The organism is Roseibium sp. AWQ4_290 (genome assembly GCF_056160985.1).
Window position 1 is genome coordinate 185,241 of record NZ_JBSWYG010000008.1, and the last position, 19,348, is coordinate 204,588.

Consider the following 19,348-nt stretch of genomic DNA (forward strand, 5'->3'; position numbering starts at 1 on the left):
CCTTTGGACGCGCGGTCCTTAGGGACGCCCCTGTTCGATGTCTGTGTCCTCGCGGCTGCCCCATTCGGACCAGGAGCCGTCATAAAGCGCAAGGTCGCGAACCCCGAGCAGTGTCAGCCCCAGCGTGAGGATGGCCGCTGTAACGCCTGAGCCGCATGTTGTGGTGATTGGTTTGCTGAGGTCGATCCCGGCTTCCTGGAAAGCGGCCTCAAGACATGAACCGGTCTTGAACGTGCCGTCTTCGGAAATCAGCTGCGTAAATGGAAGGTTGAAGGCTGACGGCATATGGCCGCCGCGCAGACCCTCCCGGGGCTCCGGGGCGATACCTGCAAACCGGTCTGCGGATCTTGCGTCCAGAACCTGCCGCACGCCGGAGCGGATGTCGGCTGTCATCTGCGCCAGATCGGCGACGGCCGCATGATTGAGCCGGGAGGCGAAATGGGTCGGGGTCCGGCGAGGCGTGTCGTCCTCGACAGGCTGGTCCTCTGCCTGCCATTTTGGAAAGCCGCCATCCAGCACATGGACATGGTCTGCGCCCATTGTGCGCAAGGTCCACCAAACCCGGGGGGCGGAATAGAACCCGAAATCGTCATAGACAACAATTGTCTGGCTGTTGCCGATGCCAAGTTTGCGCATTGCGGAGGAGAACACATGCGGCGCAGGCAGCATATGCGGCAGGTCCGAGGTTGTGTCGCATATGGCATTGATGTCGAAATGGACCGCTCCGGGAATATGGGCCCGGGGATAGACGGGCAGGGCGTCCGGCTGGTGGACTGGCGGCATCCATGCATTCACGACCACAACATCTGGTGACTCCAGATGGTCTGCGAGCCACTGGGTGCTGACGAGAGGATTGTCCGGCATTCTTGCTCCTGTTGTTCAGCCCCATCATAGGAGCCTCTATGGACGGCTGCGACCCGTAAAATTGCGATTGGGAGAATTGAGCTGGAGGCCCGAGCGCGTCTTCTGTCAGCTTTCGTCGAAAAGGCCCTTGGACTTGTGCCAGTCCTCAATGCTCCGGTCAGGATAGCGCGGGAAATGGACGTGTCCGGGGCCCTGTGGAACAGGGACCCAGTCCGGTTTGAAGTCCAGCATGATATGGACCGTTTCGGGTGGCGTGGGAAGCGCTGTGTCCATGGTGCCCGCATGGGGATGAACGAGCTCCGGCCAGCGCGGGTCCCAGAGCCACAAATGTGCGCCACAGGTCCTGCAAAAATGCCGCTCCGCCGGGCTGGGTGTGCCGTCAATAACAGCATGATAGACCGCTTTGGCGCCTGCGCCCCGGACGTTCAGGCTTCCGGCTTCACCCATGAGATTGATTGCAAAGCCTCCGCTGCCACCAACCTTGCGGCAGATGGAACAGTAGCAGCGCATAAAAGGGTATGGGGTCCTGCTGTTCACTTCAAAGACGACAGATTTGCAATGGCAGCTGCCTTCAAGCCTCATGAGAGCCTCCCTGGTTCTTTCACTCCGCCAGTTTGATCCGGACGCGCCGGTTCTGTTTGCCCTTTTTCTCGATCTTGCCGAGGGACAGAGTTCCGATCTCCGATGTTCTGGCCACGTGGGTGCCGCCGCAAGGCTGAAGGTCAATATCGGCACCGATCCGGACCAGCCGGACCCGGCCGGAGCCGCGTGGCGGTTTGACCGACATGGTCTTGACGAGACCGGGATTGGCATCCAGCTCTGCGTCGGTAATCCACTCGGTGGTGACCTCGTGGTCGCCGCTGCTCAGCGCCGTGAGCTTTTCCAGAAGCGCCTCCTTGTCGACTGGCGTATCACCCATATCAAAATCTAGACGGCCTTCCAGCTCCCCAATCTGCCCGCCTGTGACCGAAAAAGGGAGCGCGACCGATAGAAGATGCAGGGCGGTGTGGACGCGCATCAGGCGATAGCGCCGGGCCCAGTCAATATGGGCGGTGACGGTGCTGCCGCTGTCCGGAAGGGGCTGGCCCTCTGCCGGGACATGCACAATCCTGGTTCTATCTTCGTCATAAACGGTTGCCGCAATTCCGATACGTTCGCCGTCCGCACCTTCCAGAAAGCCGCAATCCCCCGGCTGCCCGCCGCCGGCCGGGTAGAACACGGTCCTGTCGAGCAGGATGCCGCCGCATTCGTTCACCCCAACAACCTTGGCCTCGCTGGTGCGAAGATAGGCATCGTCTCGAAAAAGAGGAGTGGTCATGAAGGGCTCCTGAAAAGAATCTGAGGGCCTATGCATAGGACATTTTTAGGCCGTTGGGACAGGGGGCACACCCGGCAGCATGGTAATGTGCACGCACCTGAGCCCGGTTTACAGAATTGGGGAAAGCAGCCGCGCCCCTTGCGCGAAAACCTGGAACCCATAGCTGCGGGAACGGAACGCATCCGGCCAGGTGAGGCGGGCACGTTCAAAATCTTCTGTCAGCATGGTTTCAACGTTGCGGATCATACGCTCGTGGGTGAACCAGAGGGTCAACTCGAAATTGATCTGGAAGGAGCGGTTATCGAAATTCACTGTACCCACCGAGACAAGGTCGTCATCCATCAGCGTGACCTTCTGATGCAGAAAGCCATCGGTATAGCGGTAGACCTTGACGCCGCGTTGTACCAGCGTGTCCTCATAGGCATGGCTGGCCAGCCAGACGGTCCAGTGGTCGCGCTTCTCCGGAAGCAGGATGCGCACATCGACCCCGCGCATGGCAGCTGTTGCCAGAGCGGTCTGCACATCAAGCGAGGGAACCAGATAGGGCGTGGTGATCCAGAGGCGTTTTCTGGCCCGCGCAGCCGCTTCCACAAAGGCGAGCGCACATTCTTCCAGTTCATCCGCAGGGCCGGTTGGCATCACCAGAACGGATTCGTCGCCAGGCATCGGCACCTGGCTGACAGCTGGCAGGGTGATCTGCTCGCCGCTCGCCCACAGCCAGTCCTCAACGAAGGACAGCGCACAGGCAACCGCTGCGGGTCCTGCGACCCGCACATGGGTGTCGCGCCAATGGCCGAACCATTTGTCGCGGCCGATATACTGATCGGCGACATTGTGCCCGCCGACAAAGGCCTGGCTAAAATCGGTGACAACAAGTTTGCGGTGATTGCGGTAGTTGAGCCGCATCGGGCCAAGTAGCCTCAGAAATTTGTGGTTCTCGTTGAACCCGCACACACGTACACCCGCTTCCTTGAGCCGGATAAGGAATGCGTTGGACAGGGAATGGCAGCCGACATCATCATAGAGAAAATAAACCTGCACTCCATCTTGGGCACGGGTGATCAGGGCCTCCGCCATTTCCCGGCCGAGCCTGTCATCGTTTATCGCAAAAAACTGAAAGAAAATATTGTTTTGGGCCTCGGCGATCGCCGTCTTGATGGCACTGAAGGTGGCCTCACCATCAATCAGAAGCTCCGCGCGGTTGCCCGCCAGAAAGGGCACACCAGCGACGCGGGTCAGGACGGGCCAGTCTCTCGTTTCGTCGTGGTCGGTCAGTCCCAGCTCGTCCGCCCGTCGGGCCCGTTCTGCCCGGCCGAGCGTTGCCTGGATCCGGGCATAGTCGGCAAAGGACTTCCAGCCGAAGATGAAGTAGAGCGGGACGGTCAGATAGGGCAGAAAGAAGAGCGACAGCAGCCAGGCGACCGATCCCTGGGAGGTGCGTGAATTCATCACCTCGCGCACGGCGCACAGCGACGCGGTCAGGTACATGACCGCAACGAAGGCGGCCACAAGACCCAGATTGTTGGCCATCACGTCCAGCATTCCGGCATCCGTCACCGCGTCCTGAATCACTGCCTTTGCGTCTGCGCCGTCCAGAACTGCGGAGGGGACTGCCTGTGCCATGGGCTAAACCCTGCTCATTTGCGCGTCAGAGGAGGGGCGCCTGAAGCGAAACCGTCTTTTCCAGCCAAGCCGGGACTGGAAGCCCCTTCGATTTCAGGAAAGCCGGATTGTAGAGCTTGGACTGGGAGCGGGTGCCGTGGTCGCACAGGATGGTGACAATGGTCTTGCCCGGCCCGATCTCCCTGGCAAGCTGCCGGGCCCCGGCAAGGTTGATCGCCGAAGAGCCTCCCAGCAGCAGGCCTTCCTTTTGTGCAAGGTCGAACACAAGCGGCAGGGCGTCTTCATCGGCAATTGTGTAGGCGTAGTCGGCCGTCACATCCTGGACAATCGGCGTGCTGCGGCCGAGGCCAATGCCTTCTGCAATGGAGCCGCCTTCGGAGGCGACGGCTTCCCCGGTGGTGAACAGCGACTGCATGGCGGCGCCGCGCGGGTCTGCACAGCCGATGATCACACCAGGCTTCTGCCCCCGCAGATAGGTTGAGACACCCGCGAGCGTTCCTCCGGAGCCAACGGCGCAGATGAATGCATCCACCTTGCCGCCGGTCTGGTGGAAGATTTCAGGCCCGGTCGTGACATAATGGGCCTTGCGGTTGTCCAGATTGTTCCACTGGTCCGCAAACAGAACCCCGCTTGGCTCGGTCTCCGCGAGGCTTTCCGCCAGACGCCGGGCCACATGCTGATAGTTGTTGGGGTCCTTGAATGGCTTGGCCGGAACTTCCAGAAGCTCTGCACCGCACAGGCGCAGCATGTCCTTTTTCTCCTGGGTCTGGGTTTCCGGAATGACGATGATCGTACGGTAGCCTCGGGCGCTTGCTACCAGGGCAAGGCCGATTCCGGTATTGCCGGCGGTGCCTTCAACGATCACCCCGCCCGGTTTCAGGTCGCCCCGTGCCTCGGCCTCGAGAATCATCTGCCGGGCCGGGCGGTCCTTGACCGATTGGCCCGGGTTCATGAACTCGGCCTTGCCCAAAATCTCGCATCCGGTTTCTTCGGAAAGGGCATTCAGGCGGATCAAGGGCGTGTTGCCGATGGCATCGACAACGGAAGCGGACACAGTCATTTTTCCATCCCGGCTGTTCCGGCTGGAGCCTTCACTCAGCCGGATTTTGTCATTTGGCTCCAAACGCTAAGGGGCATGAACATTCGGATCAAGGACGCAATTTAAGCGTTCGTACGGGGAAAGCCAGAGACCGTCTTCAATTTCAGTCGGATTTTCCGCCAATCCATTGAAAGTGAGCATGGAGTTGTTCTTGAAACCCTCTAGATGAAATTTCAAACATCAATATTTTGGTGTATGACATGATCCGGTGAACGTTGCATGGCGTACCGGCCATAGGACAACGTGGGTTTATAAGGTCGATGAGAGCGGTAATGGAAAAAAACGTGACGGGAATGGACGAGTTGCTGGCCGGTTATGCGGCCGGAACGCTCTCCTATCCTGCACAGGCGCTGGTCGGTGCTCATCTGGAATTGAGCGACCGGAACCGGGGCTATGTGTCGTCGCTTGAGAGCCTGGCAGGCATCGGGTTGAACGATGCTGCTCCGGTCGCGTTCCAAAACCGGGATGACGTGCTGGACGCAATCTTTTCCGGAACCGCTGTCGTTACCAACGACAACACGCCGACACCAGTCAACGAGGCTGATCTTCCCTTGTCCTTGCAGACCATTGTCGGCTCCTCTCTGGAGGGGCTTCCCTGGAAGACGCTTCTTCCGGGAGTGAAGGAATGTAAGTTCGGGGAACTGGACGGCTGCACCAGCAGCCTTCTGTGGGTGCGTGCCGGACGGGCCATGCCTTCTCACACCCACCACGGTACCGAACTGACCCTTGTACTCAAGGGAGGCTTTCAGGATGAAGACGGTCATTTTGTGGCCGGAGATGTCGCCTTCGCTGATGGCGACGTAGACCACAAACCGATTGCCGATGATGGCGAGGACTGCATCTGTTTTGCGGTGACCGCCGGCCGTCTTGAGTTGACCGGCCCCGTTGGCCGCTGGTTCGCGCCTTTTATGCGCTGACAACAAATCCGGTCTCGGGGCGCTTTGCGTAGACTGTAGCAAAGCCCTCAGGAGACGACTTTGCCCCCAAAAAAAGATGTTGCCCGCCCCGGCGATGGTCCGGCCTGGATTACAGGGGCCAGCTCCGGCATTGGCCGCGCACTGGCTCTCAAACTGGCTGAAAACGGTTGGACCGTGGCCGCAACCGCCCGTTCCGAAGACGCCTTGCAGGATCTGGCCGCGCAAAGTGATCCGCTGGCGGGCACAATTTGGGCCTATCCGGGAGATGTGCGGGAGACGGACACGATGGCGCGCCAGTGCCGGCAGATTGCTGAGGATCTGGGGCCCATTGCCCTGCTTGTTGCCAATGCAGGCGTTTATTTGCCCCAGGACGGCCTGAAAGCGGACCCTGAAGCGTTCCGGACAAGTTTTGATGTGAACCTCATGGGCACCGTGAACGTGCTGCTGCCGGCCATAGAGCAAATGAGGCAGGCGGGCAGGGGGCAGATTGGGGTCGTCTCTTCCGTCGCCGGGTATCGCGGACTGCCCACATCTGCGGCCTATGGCGCCTCGAAAGCCGGATTGATCAACATGGTGGAGTCGCTGAAATTTGATCTGGATCGGGCGGGCATCCGGATTCAACTAATCAATCCAGGGTTTGTGGATACGCCTGCGACCCGGTCCAACCCGTTCCCGATGCCCGACATTCTGTCGGCAGACGAAGCGGCCCGGGAGATCGTCAGGGGGCTGAGCCATCCAGCGCAGTTTGAGATTAGCTTTCCCAAGAGCTTTGTCAGGAAGCTCAAAGCCCTGAGCCTGTTGCCCTATTCGGCCTATTTTGCGCTTGTGGCCCGTTCGACCGGTTGGGATCAGAAGACCAGGTCCGGCCGGGACCTTTAGCGCAAACCGTGTTTCATCGGATTTGGCTTTCATGGCCTGCCATCTGCGATATCACAGAAAAAGACAAACGGTCTGGTTCCAAGTGAAGGCGACATGCGCAAAGGACCAGTGGCTCAAAACCACTGGTCTCTGCCGCTTTCAAGGTGTTTCTGAAGGGGTCAGGACGCCTTCACATAGACCATCTGGCGCACATCGATGTTCCCGGCCCGGAACCCGGCCTCGCAATAGTGCAAATAAAATTCCCAAAGGCGTTTGAACCGGTCATCGAACCCAAGGGGGCTGATTTGCGGCCATGCGTCCCGGAAGCGTTGCCGCCATTCGGCGAGGGTCCGTGCATAGTCCTGACCGAAAATCTTCTGTTCGGTCAGATCAAGACCGAGTGATTTGCCGATATCCGCAAGGCGCCCCGGAGGCGGCAGCATGCCGCCTGGAAAGATATAGCGCTGGATGAAATCGGTGCCGCTGCGGTAGTCTTCGAACATCTTGTCCTGGATCGTGATGATCTGCAGCCCGGCTTTGCCGCCCGGTTTCAGGCAGCGGGACAACTGGCCAAAATAGGTCGCCCAGTATTTTTCGCCGACCGCCTCGAACATTTCGATGGAAGCGATCCTGTCGTAGACACCGCGCTCGTCCCGGTAGTCCTGAAACACAACATCGACCTTCTCGCTCAGCCCGGCCTTGAAGATGCGCTCTCTGGCATAGTCGAACTGTTCGCGCGAGATGGTCAGGGCCCGCACCTTCGCTCCGACGGTTTTGGCAACATGTTCGGCAAAGCCGCCCCAGCCGCAGCCGATCTCCAGCACCGAGTGGTCCGGTCCAATATCTGCCTGCCGCACCAGGGAGGCATATTTTTCTGCCTGAGCCTGTTCCAGATTGTTGGTCCCGTTGCTGTAGATGGCTGAGGAATAGGTCATGGAGGGGTCAAGCCATTCCTTGTAAAAAGCGTTTCCAAGGTCGTAATGGGCGGAAATGTTGCGCTTGGACCCCCGGCGTGTGTTGGAATTCAGCCAGTGGCGCAAGGACAGAAGCAGCCGTGTCAGCGGACGGCCCTGAATGGCCTCAAGGGTGGATTCCTGATTGATGCAGAACACCTCCAGGAACGTGGTCACGTCAGGAGATGACCAGTAGCCGGCCATGAAGGCTTCACCGACACCGACATCGCCGGCCTTCACGACCATGGCAAAAAAACGCCAGTCGTGAATGTTGAGGACACCGCAGGGGCCGGGCTCCCGGCCGTGAATTTCGAAGGCCCGGCCGTCCGGAAAAGAAATCTCCAGAGTGCCGTAGCGGATCTGGAGTGCCAGGCTTGCCGCCATGCGGGCAAGCCGCGGCGTGCCTCTCAGCTCCCTATTCATGTTATCGCGGGTGAGAACGACAGGTTCACTCATCATATAAACCCCTGAAACTTAACGATCGGTCGAAATGGGCAAAGGCCGGTCACGCAACCGGCCGCTGGGTGGGGTTTCGGCCGGACGCGGATGAAAGGGTACACGCTTCAGCCAGATTTTAAAGGCTTCCCAATGGATCGCCGTGATCACCTTCATGGAGAGGAAGGGCACGCGCAGGCAGGCTCTTAGTAAGCTGGCTGTGGTCAACGGGGCGCCGGTTCCCGAAAAGGTGGCCGATAGAAGCGGGCCGTCCTGATCCGTTTCCAGAATGCGCACCCGGACCTCTTGGCCAGGGGGGAGCATGCGGAAATGATAGCGCTGCTCCATGCTGATGAAGGGGGAGACATAGAAGGCCTTTGCCTGGGTCTGGCGCACCCCGGCCGCGCTGTGCTGGCCGGGCAGAATGGGCAGGGCATAGGTGTGAAGTCCGCCAAACGTGTTGCGCACTTCATAGACGATCGCCGTCAACTGATCCTGCGCATCGAACGTGTAATAGACGCTTAAGGGGTTGAAGCCGTAGCCGAGCAACCTCGGATAGGCAAGCAGCAGGATCCGGGCGGGCCTGGCAACAGCCTTGTCCGCCAGCAGCGCCTCCACATGGCCGCGCAGACTGGTGCCGTCGCATGGACCGTGGTCCTTGAGGTGAAAGGACAGAAGGTTGAAGCGGTTGAGCGAAAACAACGGGCTCGTAGCCGCCGCCGCCTGCAGTTGATCCAGGTCCAGAAGCAGGGAAAATACCGAATAGCTGAACCGGTGTTCCTTCGGTTTCATCCGGTGGTGCATGACCTTGCCGGAAAAGAGCGTCGCGGGCCGCCCGGGCGGTGGACCGTTTTCCGCTCTGGTACTGGCCGTCCTTCGCCTCATTCGGCAGCATCCAGAAAGGAGGTGGTCTCAGCGGACGTTTCCCAGGGCAGGCGGGCCCCCAGGCGTTTGGCAACGGCCAGGCCGGACGAAAGGCCATCTTCGTGGAAGCCATGTCCGGTCCAGGCACCGCAATACCAGGTGTTGTTTACGCCCTGGATGGTTTCGAGCCGGGTCTTTGCGGCGAGCGCCGCGGCATCGAATTGCGGGTGGTCATAGACGAATTTGGCAAATGTCTTTCCGGGCCGAGGGGCTTCAAAGGGGTTAAGCGTGACAAAGACAGGTTTGCTGCGGTCGAAATTCTGCAGCCGGTTCATCCAATAGCTGACTGTCACATCGCGCGTTTCGCCAGCGTCCCGGTCGGACATGTAGTTCCAGGACGCCCAGGCAATTTTGCGCTTTGGCATCAGAGCGTGATCCCGGTGCAGGAAGACTTCGTTGGGACGGTAGCGGATCGCTGCCAGGATCGCGCGTTCGTCTGCAGACGGATCGCCAAGCATCTTCAGGCTCTGATCCGTATGGCTCGCCATAATGACCTGATCGAAACGGTCGATTGCGCCGCTCTCGTCGCGGATTTCGACATGCCCATCCTTGCGCAGAACCTCTACCACAGCCTTGCCAAGCCGCATTTTGTCCTTGAACGGCGCGATCAGCTGGGTGACATAGGACCGGCAGCCCCCTGATACGGTGCGCCATGGCGTGCGGTCAAAGGACAGAAGCTGGTGATTTTCGAAGAAAGCCACAAAGCTCTCTGCCGGATAGGCGCGCATCTCGTTGATCGGGGTAGACCAGATGGCTGCCCCCATGGCCAGCAGATAATCATTGATAAAGCCCTGGGAATACTGGTTCTTATCCAGATAACCACCAAGGGTCTCGCCGGTCAGCCGTCCGGAATGGAGGTCGGCGACGGAGTGTTTGTTGAAGCGGAAAATATCGCGCAGCATTTTCAAAAAGCGCGGCGACAGCAGATTTGATTTCTGCGCAAAGACAGATCTCAAGGAGTCGCCGCTCCATTCCAGCCTTCCATTGTCTGCGGACAGGGAAAAGCTCATGTCGCTGACTTCGGTGGCGACGTCAAGATGGCCTAACAGCGCAGTGAAGTTGGGGTAGTTGCGTTCATTATAGACAATAAAACCGGTGTCGACGCTGATTGGCGTGCCGTCATAATCGATGTCGGCGGTCGCACTGTGTCCACCTGGACGATCCCGTTTTTCGTAAAGGACTACATCATGGTCTTGGCTAAGCGCCCAAGCTGCACTGTTTCCGGAAATACCGGAGCCGATGACGGCAATCCGCATGATCAATCCTTTTGTCAGTCTGGTCGGGCTGCGGACACTGCAGCCAGAGGAAACGTCTTGGTATCTGAAGCAGATACGGCTTCAAAAACAGAGCGGATCACGCAGGGCGATGAATTTTATCAATAATTTTAACGCGTCTGGAGAGAGTTGGCTGAAGCGGACCTGGGGCTGGCCGGTGTCGGAACGCCAGGGACAGCCTTGATGAACCTGTCACGCGTTCGTGTGGTTTCTATTAGGCGCCCTGTTGTGGAAAGAGAGCGTTTCAAAGTCAGGATCAAAAAGCAGACAGGTAAAAATGAGCTGGCTAAAAATAACCCGGTCGCGTGGAAACGCGCGCCCGGGTTCAAGCGGATAGACACTTTGAAGAGATCGGCCCCAGTCAGGCTTGCAGCGTATCCACAAGCCAGTTCCAGGCCACGGCGACCTGGCTACGGGCGGCATCGAAAAAGGCGACAATGCTGTTCCAGACGGCTTGACCAAAATCGGCCACATGAAGCATGGTGCCCCGTTTGGCAGGTTCGTTTTCGGTTTCGATCAACTCAACGGTGGTTGCCTCGCTGCCGTCATTGACCACCCGCCGGGTCACCATGAGAGCGCCTTCTGTGATCAGCCGGGATTCATCTTTCCCCGCAACAACGGTTTCCTGGTCGATCGACCGGACCACAACGGCTCGGCCATCGGGCAAAAGATGGGTCTCGTTGGTATTGACTTCAGAATCGTAGATCACTTCGCCGTAGCTGTCGATAAGCTCAACCCAAACAGCGTTGCGTCCGTTGAGCTCGATCTCGCCGACCCAGATCGTTAATTCGCTTTCCAGCGGATCCGGCTGATCCACGGTGGCCGAAGCGACGGTCACGGCGAGGCTGTCCTCAGGCAACGTAATGGTTTCCTGAGGCAGCTTGTCGGCGGCTGCGCCCGTGGTCAGGGCGAGGATGAGGCCAAGTGCGAAAAGTCCTGCTCTGCTATTCCGTTGCATGTACGCCTCCCAAGGCTAATACAACTTTGTCATTCAACCGCGTTTGGGGCACTTTTTGAAAACGGCTCTTTGAGCTCTTTTTCCAAATGATTTTATGCAGTTACGCTTTTTGTGCCCCAAGGGCGCGGTCACGATTTCGCCATTATCGCACCACATTCTGGGTTTTGGGTGTAATCAACATCACATTTTTGGGTGATATCAGTTACTTTTTATTAATAAATGTGGCGAGGTGCCGTTGATTCAAGATCAATCACCGCGACGTGACTGAAAATGTGGTGTCAAAAGTACCTAAATAATAGCCAGTTCCGAAAATTGGAAAGCTTTCCTTTAAAACAAGGTCAACTCTACGCCTTTTTTAACTCTCAAACAATCTAAATGGAATCTTAACGTAAATCGCAGGGTCGGGCGCGAAAGGCTCTGCCGCAATCCCTTCCAGCAAGCGCGCTATTCAGATGACCTGGGCAAAGACAATCAGCCTGTCATGTCTTGCGCATTCAGGATGGCACGTAAGGCGCAAAGTGCATCTGCGGAGAGCGTCTTGCGGCCTTCTGAGGACACAAACCCAAGACGCCGGGCGGCGGCACTATCAGGCTCTGGCTCGGCTGGGCCAGCGCAGGAAGCGTGAAGCTCATCGACGCCAGTTGCCTGAAGGATTTTTTGCGCAGTCTTCGAGGTGATGCCGGACCCGGCCATGATGGCGAGGCGCCCCTGCGCCAAGCGCACTGTCTCTGCAAGCGCTTCCAGGCCGTTTTGCGCCTTTAGGGCCTGGCCTGATGTCAAGATCCGCTCGAATCCGAGGCGGACGGCGTCTTCGACACCAGTTTGAAGATCCGGCAAGGTGTCAAACGCCCGGTGCAAGGTTGCGGGCAGGCGGGTGCCGGACAGGATCTTTGACAAAAAACCGTGGTCAAGCCGCCCTGAGGGATCAACGGCGCCGGTCACGATCCCGTCCAGTCCGGCTGCTTCGGCTGTGGCAACATCCCGGATCATCACCGACTTGTCCGCGTCCGAATAAACAAATCCACCGGACCTTGGCCGGATCATCGCATAGACCGGGACGGGCAGCAGGGCAGCCTCTTGCATGAGGCCGGCGCTCGGGGTCAGTCCGCCCTCTGAAAGCGCTGAGCACAGCTCAATGCGGTCGGCGCCCAGAGCCGCTGCGATCTCGGCGCTTTCAAGGGTGTCAACACAGATTTCCAGCGGCACCGGCATCAGGATGAGGTCCCGTCAAAGCGCTGCCGTGCAAAAAGTCCGGCCCCCTGCAGGCCGCCGTTTTCAGCAAACCGCCCTTTGACAACAAGCGGCCGGTCGTAGCTGGCAAGCACCAGATCCCGGGTCTTGCGGTCGATCAGGTCTATTAGCTTGCCGTCATTGGACAGTCCCCCGCTGACCGGAATGATATCCGGGCCGAGCGTGTTGACCAGAATTGACAGGGCCCGGGACAATAGGGTCGTGTATGTGTCCACCGTCCGGGTGGCGGCGGCATCGCATTCATGCCAGGCGGCGGTGATGGCGCGGCTGGAACAGGACTGGCCGCACAAGTCCCCGTGAAGGCGTTCCATGCCCCTGGCTGAGCAGGTGGCATCAACGCAGCCGGTGAGACCGCAGCCACAGGCATAGGCGGTCAGGCCGGCGAAACGCCCTCCGGCGGCCGGGTCAATGACGGGGCCGTGGCCCCATTCCCCGGCAATCCCCCCGTATCCGGTCACCAAGTGGCCGTTGACCACGAGCCCGCCGCCGACACCGGAGCCCAGAATAATGCCAAAGACGACTGGTTTGCCGTAGCCGGTCCCGTCAACCGCTTCGGCCAGCGCAAAGGCGTTGGCGTCATTGATGATGGCGACGGGCCGCTTGAGCGCCGTGCGCAGATCCTGCTCAACGGTCCGCTTGTGCAGACACGGAATGTTGGCAACATCGGCTATTCCGGTGCGTGTGTCATAGGCACCTGCTAGGGAAATGGCGATGGGGGACGCACCCAGGCCCGCCGCCTCCTCAAGAGCCGTTGCAAAATCGGGCCAACTGTCGCGCGGTGTTGCCCGGCGGCCCTCTTCGCGCACCAGCCCATCCGGATGAAGTGTCCCGTGGCGGATGAAGGACCCGCCAATATCGAAACAGGTGATCATAGCCTGCCTATTTCAACGGAGCCCGGCGGCAAGCCGGACACATTTAGAGTAAGTCGTGTTGGATCGGATTTGTCTTTCGCTGCCTGAAATCAAAGATTTCAACGCAAAAGACAACGCAGTTTGAAATCGGAAGAACGCGACACGATTTAATACCAATATGCAACCAATGAAGCGAAGAGTAAACCCATCCTCCAGTCTGCTTTGGTGGGGCTCGGGGGAGGGGATTGGCCCGCACTGCGCGGGGGGCTTTTAAAGAAAGGGCCTGAGATTGCCGTTATTCAAGATCAGCACCTGTTTTGCGGCCTCCACATCCAGGCCTTCGCGCAGGATGAGAACGGCGATTTTCACGCGCCCGCCTGCGGCTTCCAGTGCGTTTACGGCAGCTTCCGGCGGGCATCCGGTCAGATCCTGCAGGATTCGGCGGGCCCGCTGGCGGAGCTTTTCATTGTCGGCAACCAGATTAACCATATGCCCGCGCACCGCGTGGCCGAGCCGCAAGGCGACCAGGGTTGAAAGCATGTTAAGCGCCGCCTTTTGCGCGCTGGCAGCCCCAAGCCGGGTGGACCCGGCTATGATTTCCGGTGGCGTTTTCAACAGGATCGGGTGGTCGGCCAGGGTGAGCAGCGGCGTGCCGGGATTGTTGGCAATGCCGATGGTAAGGGTTCCGGCGGAGTGCGCGGCCTGAAATGTTCCGAGCGTATAAGGAGTGGAGCCACTGGCGGAGACGCCGATCAGAATGTCGCCGGACCCGAGGCCGGACCTTTCAAAATCCTCTATACCTGCCTGCTGATTGTCCTCGTGGGTCCCTTGCAGGTGCAGAAGGTTTGCGGCCCCACCGGCAAAAAGGATCGACATTTTCTCGGGTGGAAACCCGAAGGTGCCGGGCAGTTCCAGGCAATCGGCAAGGGCAGTCAGTCCGGCGCTGCCCGCGCCCGCATAGCCGATTCCGCCCTGGGTTTGGGCGACCTGCTGCAAGGCACCGGCTGCTGCCGTGATCTGGGGGATGGCGTCTGCTGCCGCCTTCAAGGCGTCAAATTGCCGGTCCAGCAGTATGGCCAGCACCTCTTCATCGCTTTTGCGGGACAGGCCAATCGATTGCGGATCGCGATCTTCGGTCGTCGGAAGGGGCATGGTCCGGTTACTTAAACGCTCGAAGGCCGTGCCGGACACCGGCAGAGCTATAGTGGAGTGGTCATCTGAAAAGGCCGGTCCCGCCCGGAGCGGGGACAGGGTAGATCCCTTTTATCACTTGATTTTCGGTTTCGATAGAGTTTAAATTGGTATTTGAAAGGTATTATTTTAGCCAGGGCGCTGCCAACTGTGACTGACTTCATTTCCATGTTGGAACAGCGTGATTGGCTGACGGGCGCCAGCGGGCCGCGATATCTGCTGCTTCGGCGGCGCATTCTGCAAGCCATTGATGACGGGGTTCTGAAAGAGAACGAGCCCTTGCCGTCTGAGCGGGACATTGCCGCTCTGACGGAGCTGTCCCGCGTCACCGTGCGCAAGGCGGTGGCTGGGCTGGTGGAGGACCAGGTTGTCGTGCAAAAGCGCGGCAGCGGGTCGTTTGTGGCACCCAAGGTGCAAAAGGTGGAGCAGCGCCTCAGCAGCTTGACGTCTTTCACCGAGGATATGGCCCGGCGGGGACTGGAAGCCAGCAGCGAATGGCTGCAACGGGGGGTGTTTAACGCGTCGCCGGAAGAAATGTTCACGTTGGGCTTGTCCTCCGGAGAGCGGGTTGCGCGCGTCGACCGGCTGCGTAAGGCCGATGGCACCGCGATGGCGATCGAACGGGCGTCCCTGTCGGAAAAGGTGCTGCCACGGCCCGAAGAGGTGACCAGTTCCCTTTATGACGTTTTGAAGCACAAGGGCATGCAACCGGTACGCGCCATTCAGCGCATTTCCGCCCGCAATCTTGAGCCGGTGGATGCCGAGATCCTGGGCGTTCCGGCCGGGTCTGCCGGGCTCAAGATTGAGCGGGTTTCCTACCATGCGTCCGGGCATGTGGTGGAATTCACCCGGTCCGTCTATCGCGGTGATGCCTATGACTTCATCGCCGAACTTCAGATATCGGACGACTGACACTATGGCAGATGCCTTGACTGACACCCAGATGACCCATATGCGCCGGGAGGTTCTGGAAATCCCAGAGGCTGCGCGGCGGCTTCTCGCAGAGGGCCGCCCGCAGATCAAAGACATTGCGGCGCGTGCTGGCGCCCCGGTCTTTTTGGCAAGCGTTGCCCGGGGCTCCTCCGATCATGCAGCCTCTTTTCTGAAATATGCCTCTGAAACCTATCTCGGTCTTGCCATGGCATCGCTCGGGCCTTCGGTCTCATCCGTTTATGGCAGCGCGGTGCGTCTTGATCAGGCTCTGGTGATCGGCGTGTCCCAATCCGGCGCAAGCCCCGACATCCTCTCCGTTGTGGAGAGTGCAAACCGCCAGGGGGCGATGACGGTGGGGCTGACCAACACGCCCGAAAGCCCGCTGGCGGGGCTGGCCCGTGCGGCCATCGACATCCGGGCCGGGCAGGAGCTCAGTGTTGCCGCGACCAAGACTTTTGTGAATTCAATCCTGGCGGGGCTGTTGCTTCTTGGCGAGTTGGGGCGCAATCAGGCGCTGCTATCGGCGCTGGAGGCGTTGCCCGGACATCTGGAAAGAGCGGCGGACAAGGACTGGAGTGCGGTTGCGGCTCCGGTGGCCGAGCGGGGCTCCCTTTATGTGATCGGCCGGGGTCCCGGATTTGCCATCGCCCATGAAGCGGCGCTTAAATTCAAGGAAACCTGCCAGATCCACGCGGAGGCTTATTCGTCGGCCGAAGTGATGCATGGGCCTGTTTCCATTGTCGAAAACGGCTACCCGGTTCTGGCGCTTGGGGTGCGTGATGCGGCCGAAGACGGGCTGGCGGAGGCCGCTGACCGCATGGCCCGGCAAGGCGGGCAGGTCTTTGCCTCGACGGACAAGGTTCAGGCCGCAACGCGCCTTGCCTATGAAGCGGCCGGGCATCCGCTCACCGATTCGCTGGTTCAGATCGTGTCGTTTTACAGCTTCATTGAATGGTTCGCCCGTCAGCGGGGTTTCGATCCCGACGTTCCAAGGCATCTCAACAAGGTCACGCAGACAGTATGACGGATCTTATTGCCCATGGCTGCGCCCTTGTGTTTGACGGCCGCACGCTCCACCGGGATGCGGCGCTGCTGACGCGGGACGGGATGGTTGAAGGCATTTGTCCGCACAAGAAGGTCCCGGCGGGCTATCAGATCGATGCCCATGGGGATGGCATTCTGTCGCCCGGATTTGTCGATCTTCAGGTCAATGGCGGTGGTGGCCTGATGCTGGGCGAGGCGGCCAGCGTTGCGGATATTGCCCGCATTTGTGCCGCCCATCTGGCTCTGGGCACAACGGCGCTCACGCCCACCTTGATCACCGACACACCTGAGGTGACCCGCAAGATCGTGGCTCTGGCCGTTGCGGCCTGGGAGCAGGGCGTGCCGGGATTTCACGGGCTGCATCTGGAGGGACCGCATCTTTTTGCAGGCAGGAAGGGCGCCCATGATGCCCGTCTGATCCGGCCGCTCACCGAGGCGGATATGGCGCTTTATCTGGAGGCGGCGGCGAAGCTCCCCAGCCTGATGATCACGCTGGCCCCGGAAACGGTCCCGGTGGAGCAGATCGCGCAGCTGTCAGCGGCCGGCATTCATGTCAGCCTGGGCCACAGCAATGCGAGCTTTGAAGCCGGAGGTAAGGCCGTTGAGGCTGGCGCGCGCTGCGTCACCCATCTCTTCAACGCCATGAGCCCTTTGCAGCACCGCGATCCGGGACTGGTGGGGGCCGCACTGGAGCTTGGTGCTCTGAATGCCGGTCTGATCGCAGATGGGGTGCATGTGGATCCGGTGGCCCTGAAAATTGCGCTGAGGGCCAAAACCGGACCGGGGCAGATTTTTCTGGTGACCGATGCCATGTCGCAAACAGGCACGGATGTGGAGTGTTTTGAACTGGGCGGCCGGGAGATTTTCCGTAAAGATGGCCGCCTCACGCTGGAAGACGGCACGCTCGCCGGGGCCGATATCGACCTGCCCACCTCAATCCGGTTTCTGACCGGGGCGGTCGGAATCGATTTGGAAGCGGCCTTGAAAATGGCAACCAGCATCCCGGCGGATGTGATCGGGCGGCCTCTTGGCCGGCTGGTGAAGGGCCGGGCCGCCGATGCCGTTCATCTCGGCCCGGATCTGAGTGTCAAAACCGTCTGGCTCCACGGCGTGCCGCAGAGCCTTGCGGCCTGACACCCAACTCTGTTTCAGCCCCGGATGGGCGGCTCGACCACAGACAGCCCGCCAGCGACAATCTCGCTGGGGGTGAGGGTGATCTCCGGATTGTGGGCCTTGACCCAGTCGGCGGCAACCGCATTGCTGTCTTCGGCCATGGCGGCGGTTGAAAAGACGCTGATGGTGGTCAGTGCCGCTTCGTGGTCCTCTTCCACCGCATAATAGGCGACAAAGCCGGGCAGCGCTTTCAGTTTCGGCACAAAATCGATCTTCACATCGCGCACGAACCCTGCAAGATCCGGCACATTCTTGTAACGCCTGACACTGACATACATGAGGATCTCCTCAGCGTTTTTCGTAATGGAAAAAGCCCCGTCCGGTCTTGCGGCCGAGATAGCCCGCATCCACCATCTGTTTCAAAAGCGGGCTCGGGCGGTATTTCGGATCGTCAAACCCGTCATAAAGAGTTTCCATGATGTCGAGAACCACGTCGAGGCCGATCAGATCGCCAAGGGACAGCGGACCCATGGGATGGTTGGCGCCAAGCGTCATCATGCCGTCCACATCTTCCGGTGACGCCAGGCCTTCGTAGACGCAGTTGATGCCCTCGTTGATCATGGGAACCAGCACCCGGTTGACCACAAAACCATAGCTGTCCTTGGACACCCGGGGCGCCTTGCCGATGGTCTTGGTGAGAGCGGTGATCCGTTCACAGGTCTCGTCGCTGGTCTGAAGGGCGCGGATGATCTCCACCAGCTTCATCACCGGAACCGGGTTGAAGAAATGCATGCCGATGACCCGTTCGGGATGTTTGGAGGCCGCCGCGAGCCGGGTCAGGGAGATGGAGGAGGTGTTGGAGGCAATGATCGTCTCCGGCCCGCAAATTTCGTCGAGCTGGGAAATTACCTTGGATTTGATGCCGATATTCTCCACAATTGCCTCGACCACCAGCTGACAGCTCGAAAGGGCAGTCACATCAGTCGTTGTGGTCACGCGTGCCAGAGAGTTTGCGGCCTCGTCCGCCGAGATTTTCTCTTTCGCCTGCAGCCGGGACAGGCTGTGGCCGATGGTGCCCTTGCCGTGCTCCAGCGACGCCTCGGAAATATCCTGCATGATCACTTGGAGCCCGGCCATCGCAAAGGTCTGCGCAATGCCATTGCCCATCGTTCCAGCGCCAATCACGCCAACTTTCTGAATGTCCATGTGTCACCATTGCCGGTTCGGGAAAGGAGGAAGGCCGGAGGGAAGGGCTCAGATGATACCTCCCGCCTGATGGCGCCTTCATGACACCCAAACACTGGCCGCGCAATTGCTTGGGGCGGGATGCCTGAAAATAAATCGGCGTCAGGCCGTAAGGGCAGGGCACATGTGTGGCGCCGTCATCGGCGTAGCACATAAGGTTCGCGCCGGGCCGGCCGCAGCCCCGTTCAGGATGACTGAATTTTTAAGAGAGACAAAAGTGGTGATGGCTCCCCAGGCCGGACTCGAACCAGCGACCCAGCGATTAACAGTCGCTTGCTCTACCAACTGAGCTACTGGGGATCACCACGCTCGGGGCCGCTGCGTCGCTGCCCCGTCGATGGAGATGCGTATAACAAAGGCATGATCCGTTTGCCAAGCCCTCGATCGCGTTTTTTTCATCCCGCTGTCATTTTTTTATCCAGCATGTGGAAAACCGTAAGGATTCCAGAAAGGTAGAAAGGGACGGTCCTGGTGAAAACCCGGGCGGATTTAGCCTC

At 59.5% G+C, this 19,348-nt stretch carries 19 protein-coding genes and 1 tRNA gene; 5 read left to right on the forward strand and 15 right to left on the reverse strand.

Annotation, left to right across the window (positions count from 1 at the left end; all coding sequences use genetic code 11):
- Nucleotides 1–18: 18 nt before the first annotated feature.
- The 5 genes from sseA to ACXAH0_RS10355 form a co-directional block, all read right to left on the reverse strand.
- A complete protein-coding gene (gene sseA, locus ACXAH0_RS10335) occupies nt 19–864 on the reverse strand; it encodes a 3-mercaptopyruvate sulfurtransferase (protein ID WP_475190901.1) in 846 nt (281 codons plus the stop codon).
- Nucleotides 865–969: 105 nt separating this feature from the next.
- A complete protein-coding gene (locus ACXAH0_RS10340; protein WP_475173222.1) occupies nt 970–1,446 on the reverse strand; it encodes a GFA family protein in 477 nt (158 codons plus the stop codon).
- Between the two features lie 19 nt (nt 1,447–1,465).
- Nucleotides 1,466–2,182 carry an alanyl-tRNA editing protein gene (locus tag ACXAH0_RS10345; RefSeq protein ID WP_475190904.1) on the reverse strand — a complete coding sequence of 239 codons (717 nt, stop codon included), beginning with the start codon at nt 2,180–2,182 and terminating at the stop codon, nt 1,466–1,468.
- A gap of 108 nt (nt 2,183–2,290) precedes the next feature.
- Nucleotides 2,291–3,805, reverse strand: a complete 1,515-nt coding sequence (gene cls, locus ACXAH0_RS10350) for a cardiolipin synthase (protein ID WP_475190906.1) — start codon at nt 3,803–3,805, stop codon at nt 2,291–2,293.
- 25 nt (nt 3,806–3,830) lie between these two features.
- Nucleotides 3,831–4,865, reverse strand: coding sequence for a cysteine synthase A (locus tag ACXAH0_RS10355; RefSeq protein ID WP_475190909.1), 1,035 nt, complete (start codon nt 4,863–4,865; stop codon nt 3,831–3,833).
- Nucleotides 4,866–5,176: 311 nt separating this feature from the next.
- Here ACXAH0_RS10355 and ACXAH0_RS10360 point away from each other — a divergent pair, with 311 nt between their 5' ends.
- On the forward strand, nt 5,177–5,821 hold the full coding sequence (locus tag ACXAH0_RS10360; RefSeq protein WP_475173214.1) for a ChrR family anti-sigma-E factor: 645 nt from the start codon (nt 5,177–5,179) through the stop codon (nt 5,819–5,821).
- Between the two features lie 60 nt (nt 5,822–5,881).
- Nucleotides 5,882–6,700 carry an SDR family NAD(P)-dependent oxidoreductase gene (locus ACXAH0_RS10365; RefSeq protein ID WP_475190911.1) on the forward strand — a complete coding sequence of 273 codons (819 nt, stop codon included), beginning with the start codon at nt 5,882–5,884 and terminating at the stop codon, nt 6,698–6,700.
- Nucleotides 6,701–6,858: 158 nt separating this feature from the next.
- Here the strand turns inward: ACXAH0_RS10365 and ACXAH0_RS10370 are convergent, their stop codons facing one another.
- The 7 genes from ACXAH0_RS10370 to ACXAH0_RS10400 form a co-directional block, all read right to left on the reverse strand.
- Nucleotides 6,859–8,088, reverse strand: coding sequence for a class I SAM-dependent methyltransferase (locus ACXAH0_RS10370; protein ID WP_475173211.1), 1,230 nt, complete (start codon nt 8,086–8,088; stop codon nt 6,859–6,861).
- An 18-nt stretch (nt 8,089–8,106) separates the two neighbouring features.
- Complete coding sequence (locus ACXAH0_RS10375; RefSeq protein WP_475190913.1) at nt 8,107–8,952, reverse strand: DUF1365 domain-containing protein; 846 nt, start codon at nt 8,950–8,952, stop codon at nt 8,107–8,109.
- On the reverse strand, nt 8,949–10,247 hold the full coding sequence (locus ACXAH0_RS10380; protein ID WP_475190916.1) for an NAD(P)/FAD-dependent oxidoreductase: 1,299 nt from the start codon (nt 10,245–10,247) through the stop codon (nt 8,949–8,951). The genes ACXAH0_RS10375 and ACXAH0_RS10380 overlap by 4 nt, the downstream gene beginning before the upstream one ends.
- Before the next feature lie 379 nt (nt 10,248–10,626).
- Entirely contained in the window at nt 10,627–11,223 is a 597-nt protein-coding gene (locus tag ACXAH0_RS10385) for a hypothetical protein (RefSeq protein WP_475173207.1), read from the reverse strand.
- Nucleotides 11,224–11,694: 471 nt separating this feature from the next.
- Nucleotides 11,695–12,438 (reverse strand): copper homeostasis protein CutC, encoded by a 744-nt coding sequence (locus tag ACXAH0_RS10390; protein ID WP_475173422.1) that lies wholly within the window; start codon nt 12,436–12,438, stop codon nt 11,695–11,697.
- Nucleotides 12,435–13,346, reverse strand: coding sequence for an ROK family protein (locus ACXAH0_RS10395; RefSeq protein ID WP_475173204.1), 912 nt, complete (start codon nt 13,344–13,346; stop codon nt 12,435–12,437). The genes ACXAH0_RS10390 and ACXAH0_RS10395 overlap by 4 nt, the downstream gene beginning before the upstream one ends.
- 249 nt (nt 13,347–13,595) lie before the next feature.
- Nucleotides 13,596–14,477 (reverse strand): N-acetylmuramic acid 6-phosphate etherase, encoded by an 882-nt coding sequence (locus ACXAH0_RS10400; protein ID WP_475190919.1) that lies wholly within the window; start codon nt 14,475–14,477, stop codon nt 13,596–13,598.
- Between the two features lie 189 nt (nt 14,478–14,666).
- On the opposite strand from ACXAH0_RS10400, the gene ACXAH0_RS10405 reads away from it, so the two are divergent.
- Genes ACXAH0_RS10405 through nagA form a run of 3 tightly spaced genes read left to right on the forward strand, consistent with a single transcriptional unit; the run spans nt 14,667 to nt 17,627 of the window.
- Complete coding sequence (locus tag ACXAH0_RS10405) at nt 14,667–15,428, forward strand: GntR family transcriptional regulator (protein ID WP_475173202.1); 762 nt, start codon at nt 14,667–14,669, stop codon at nt 15,426–15,428.
- A 4-nt stretch (nt 15,429–15,432) separates the two neighbouring features.
- Entirely contained in the window at nt 15,433–16,473 is a 1,041-nt protein-coding gene (locus tag ACXAH0_RS10410) for an SIS domain-containing protein (RefSeq protein ID WP_475190922.1), read from the forward strand.
- Nucleotides 16,470–17,627: an N-acetylglucosamine-6-phosphate deacetylase gene (gene nagA / locus ACXAH0_RS10415; RefSeq protein WP_475190925.1), complete on the forward strand. Its 1,158-nt coding sequence runs from the start codon at nt 16,470–16,472 to the stop codon at nt 17,625–17,627. Before ACXAH0_RS10410 ends, nagA begins: the two co-directional genes overlap by 4 nt.
- 14 nt (nt 17,628–17,641) lie before the next feature.
- Here the strand turns inward: nagA and ACXAH0_RS10420 are convergent, their stop codons facing one another.
- The 3 genes from ACXAH0_RS10420 to ACXAH0_RS10430 all read right to left on the reverse strand — a co-directional run bounded on the left by ACXAH0_RS10420 (nt 17,642) and on the right by ACXAH0_RS10430 (nt 19,151).
- Nucleotides 17,642–17,944: a hypothetical protein gene (locus ACXAH0_RS10420; protein WP_475190929.1), complete on the reverse strand. Its 303-nt coding sequence runs from the start codon at nt 17,942–17,944 to the stop codon at nt 17,642–17,644.
- 10 nt (nt 17,945–17,954) lie between these two features.
- On the reverse strand, nt 17,955–18,812 hold the full coding sequence (locus ACXAH0_RS10425; protein WP_475173195.1) for a 3-hydroxybutyryl-CoA dehydrogenase: 858 nt from the start codon (nt 18,810–18,812) through the stop codon (nt 17,955–17,957).
- A 263-nt stretch (nt 18,813–19,075) separates the two neighbouring features.
- Nucleotides 19,076–19,151 (reverse strand) — tRNA-Asn (locus tag ACXAH0_RS10430).
- Nucleotides 19,152–19,348: the final 197 nt, after the last annotated feature.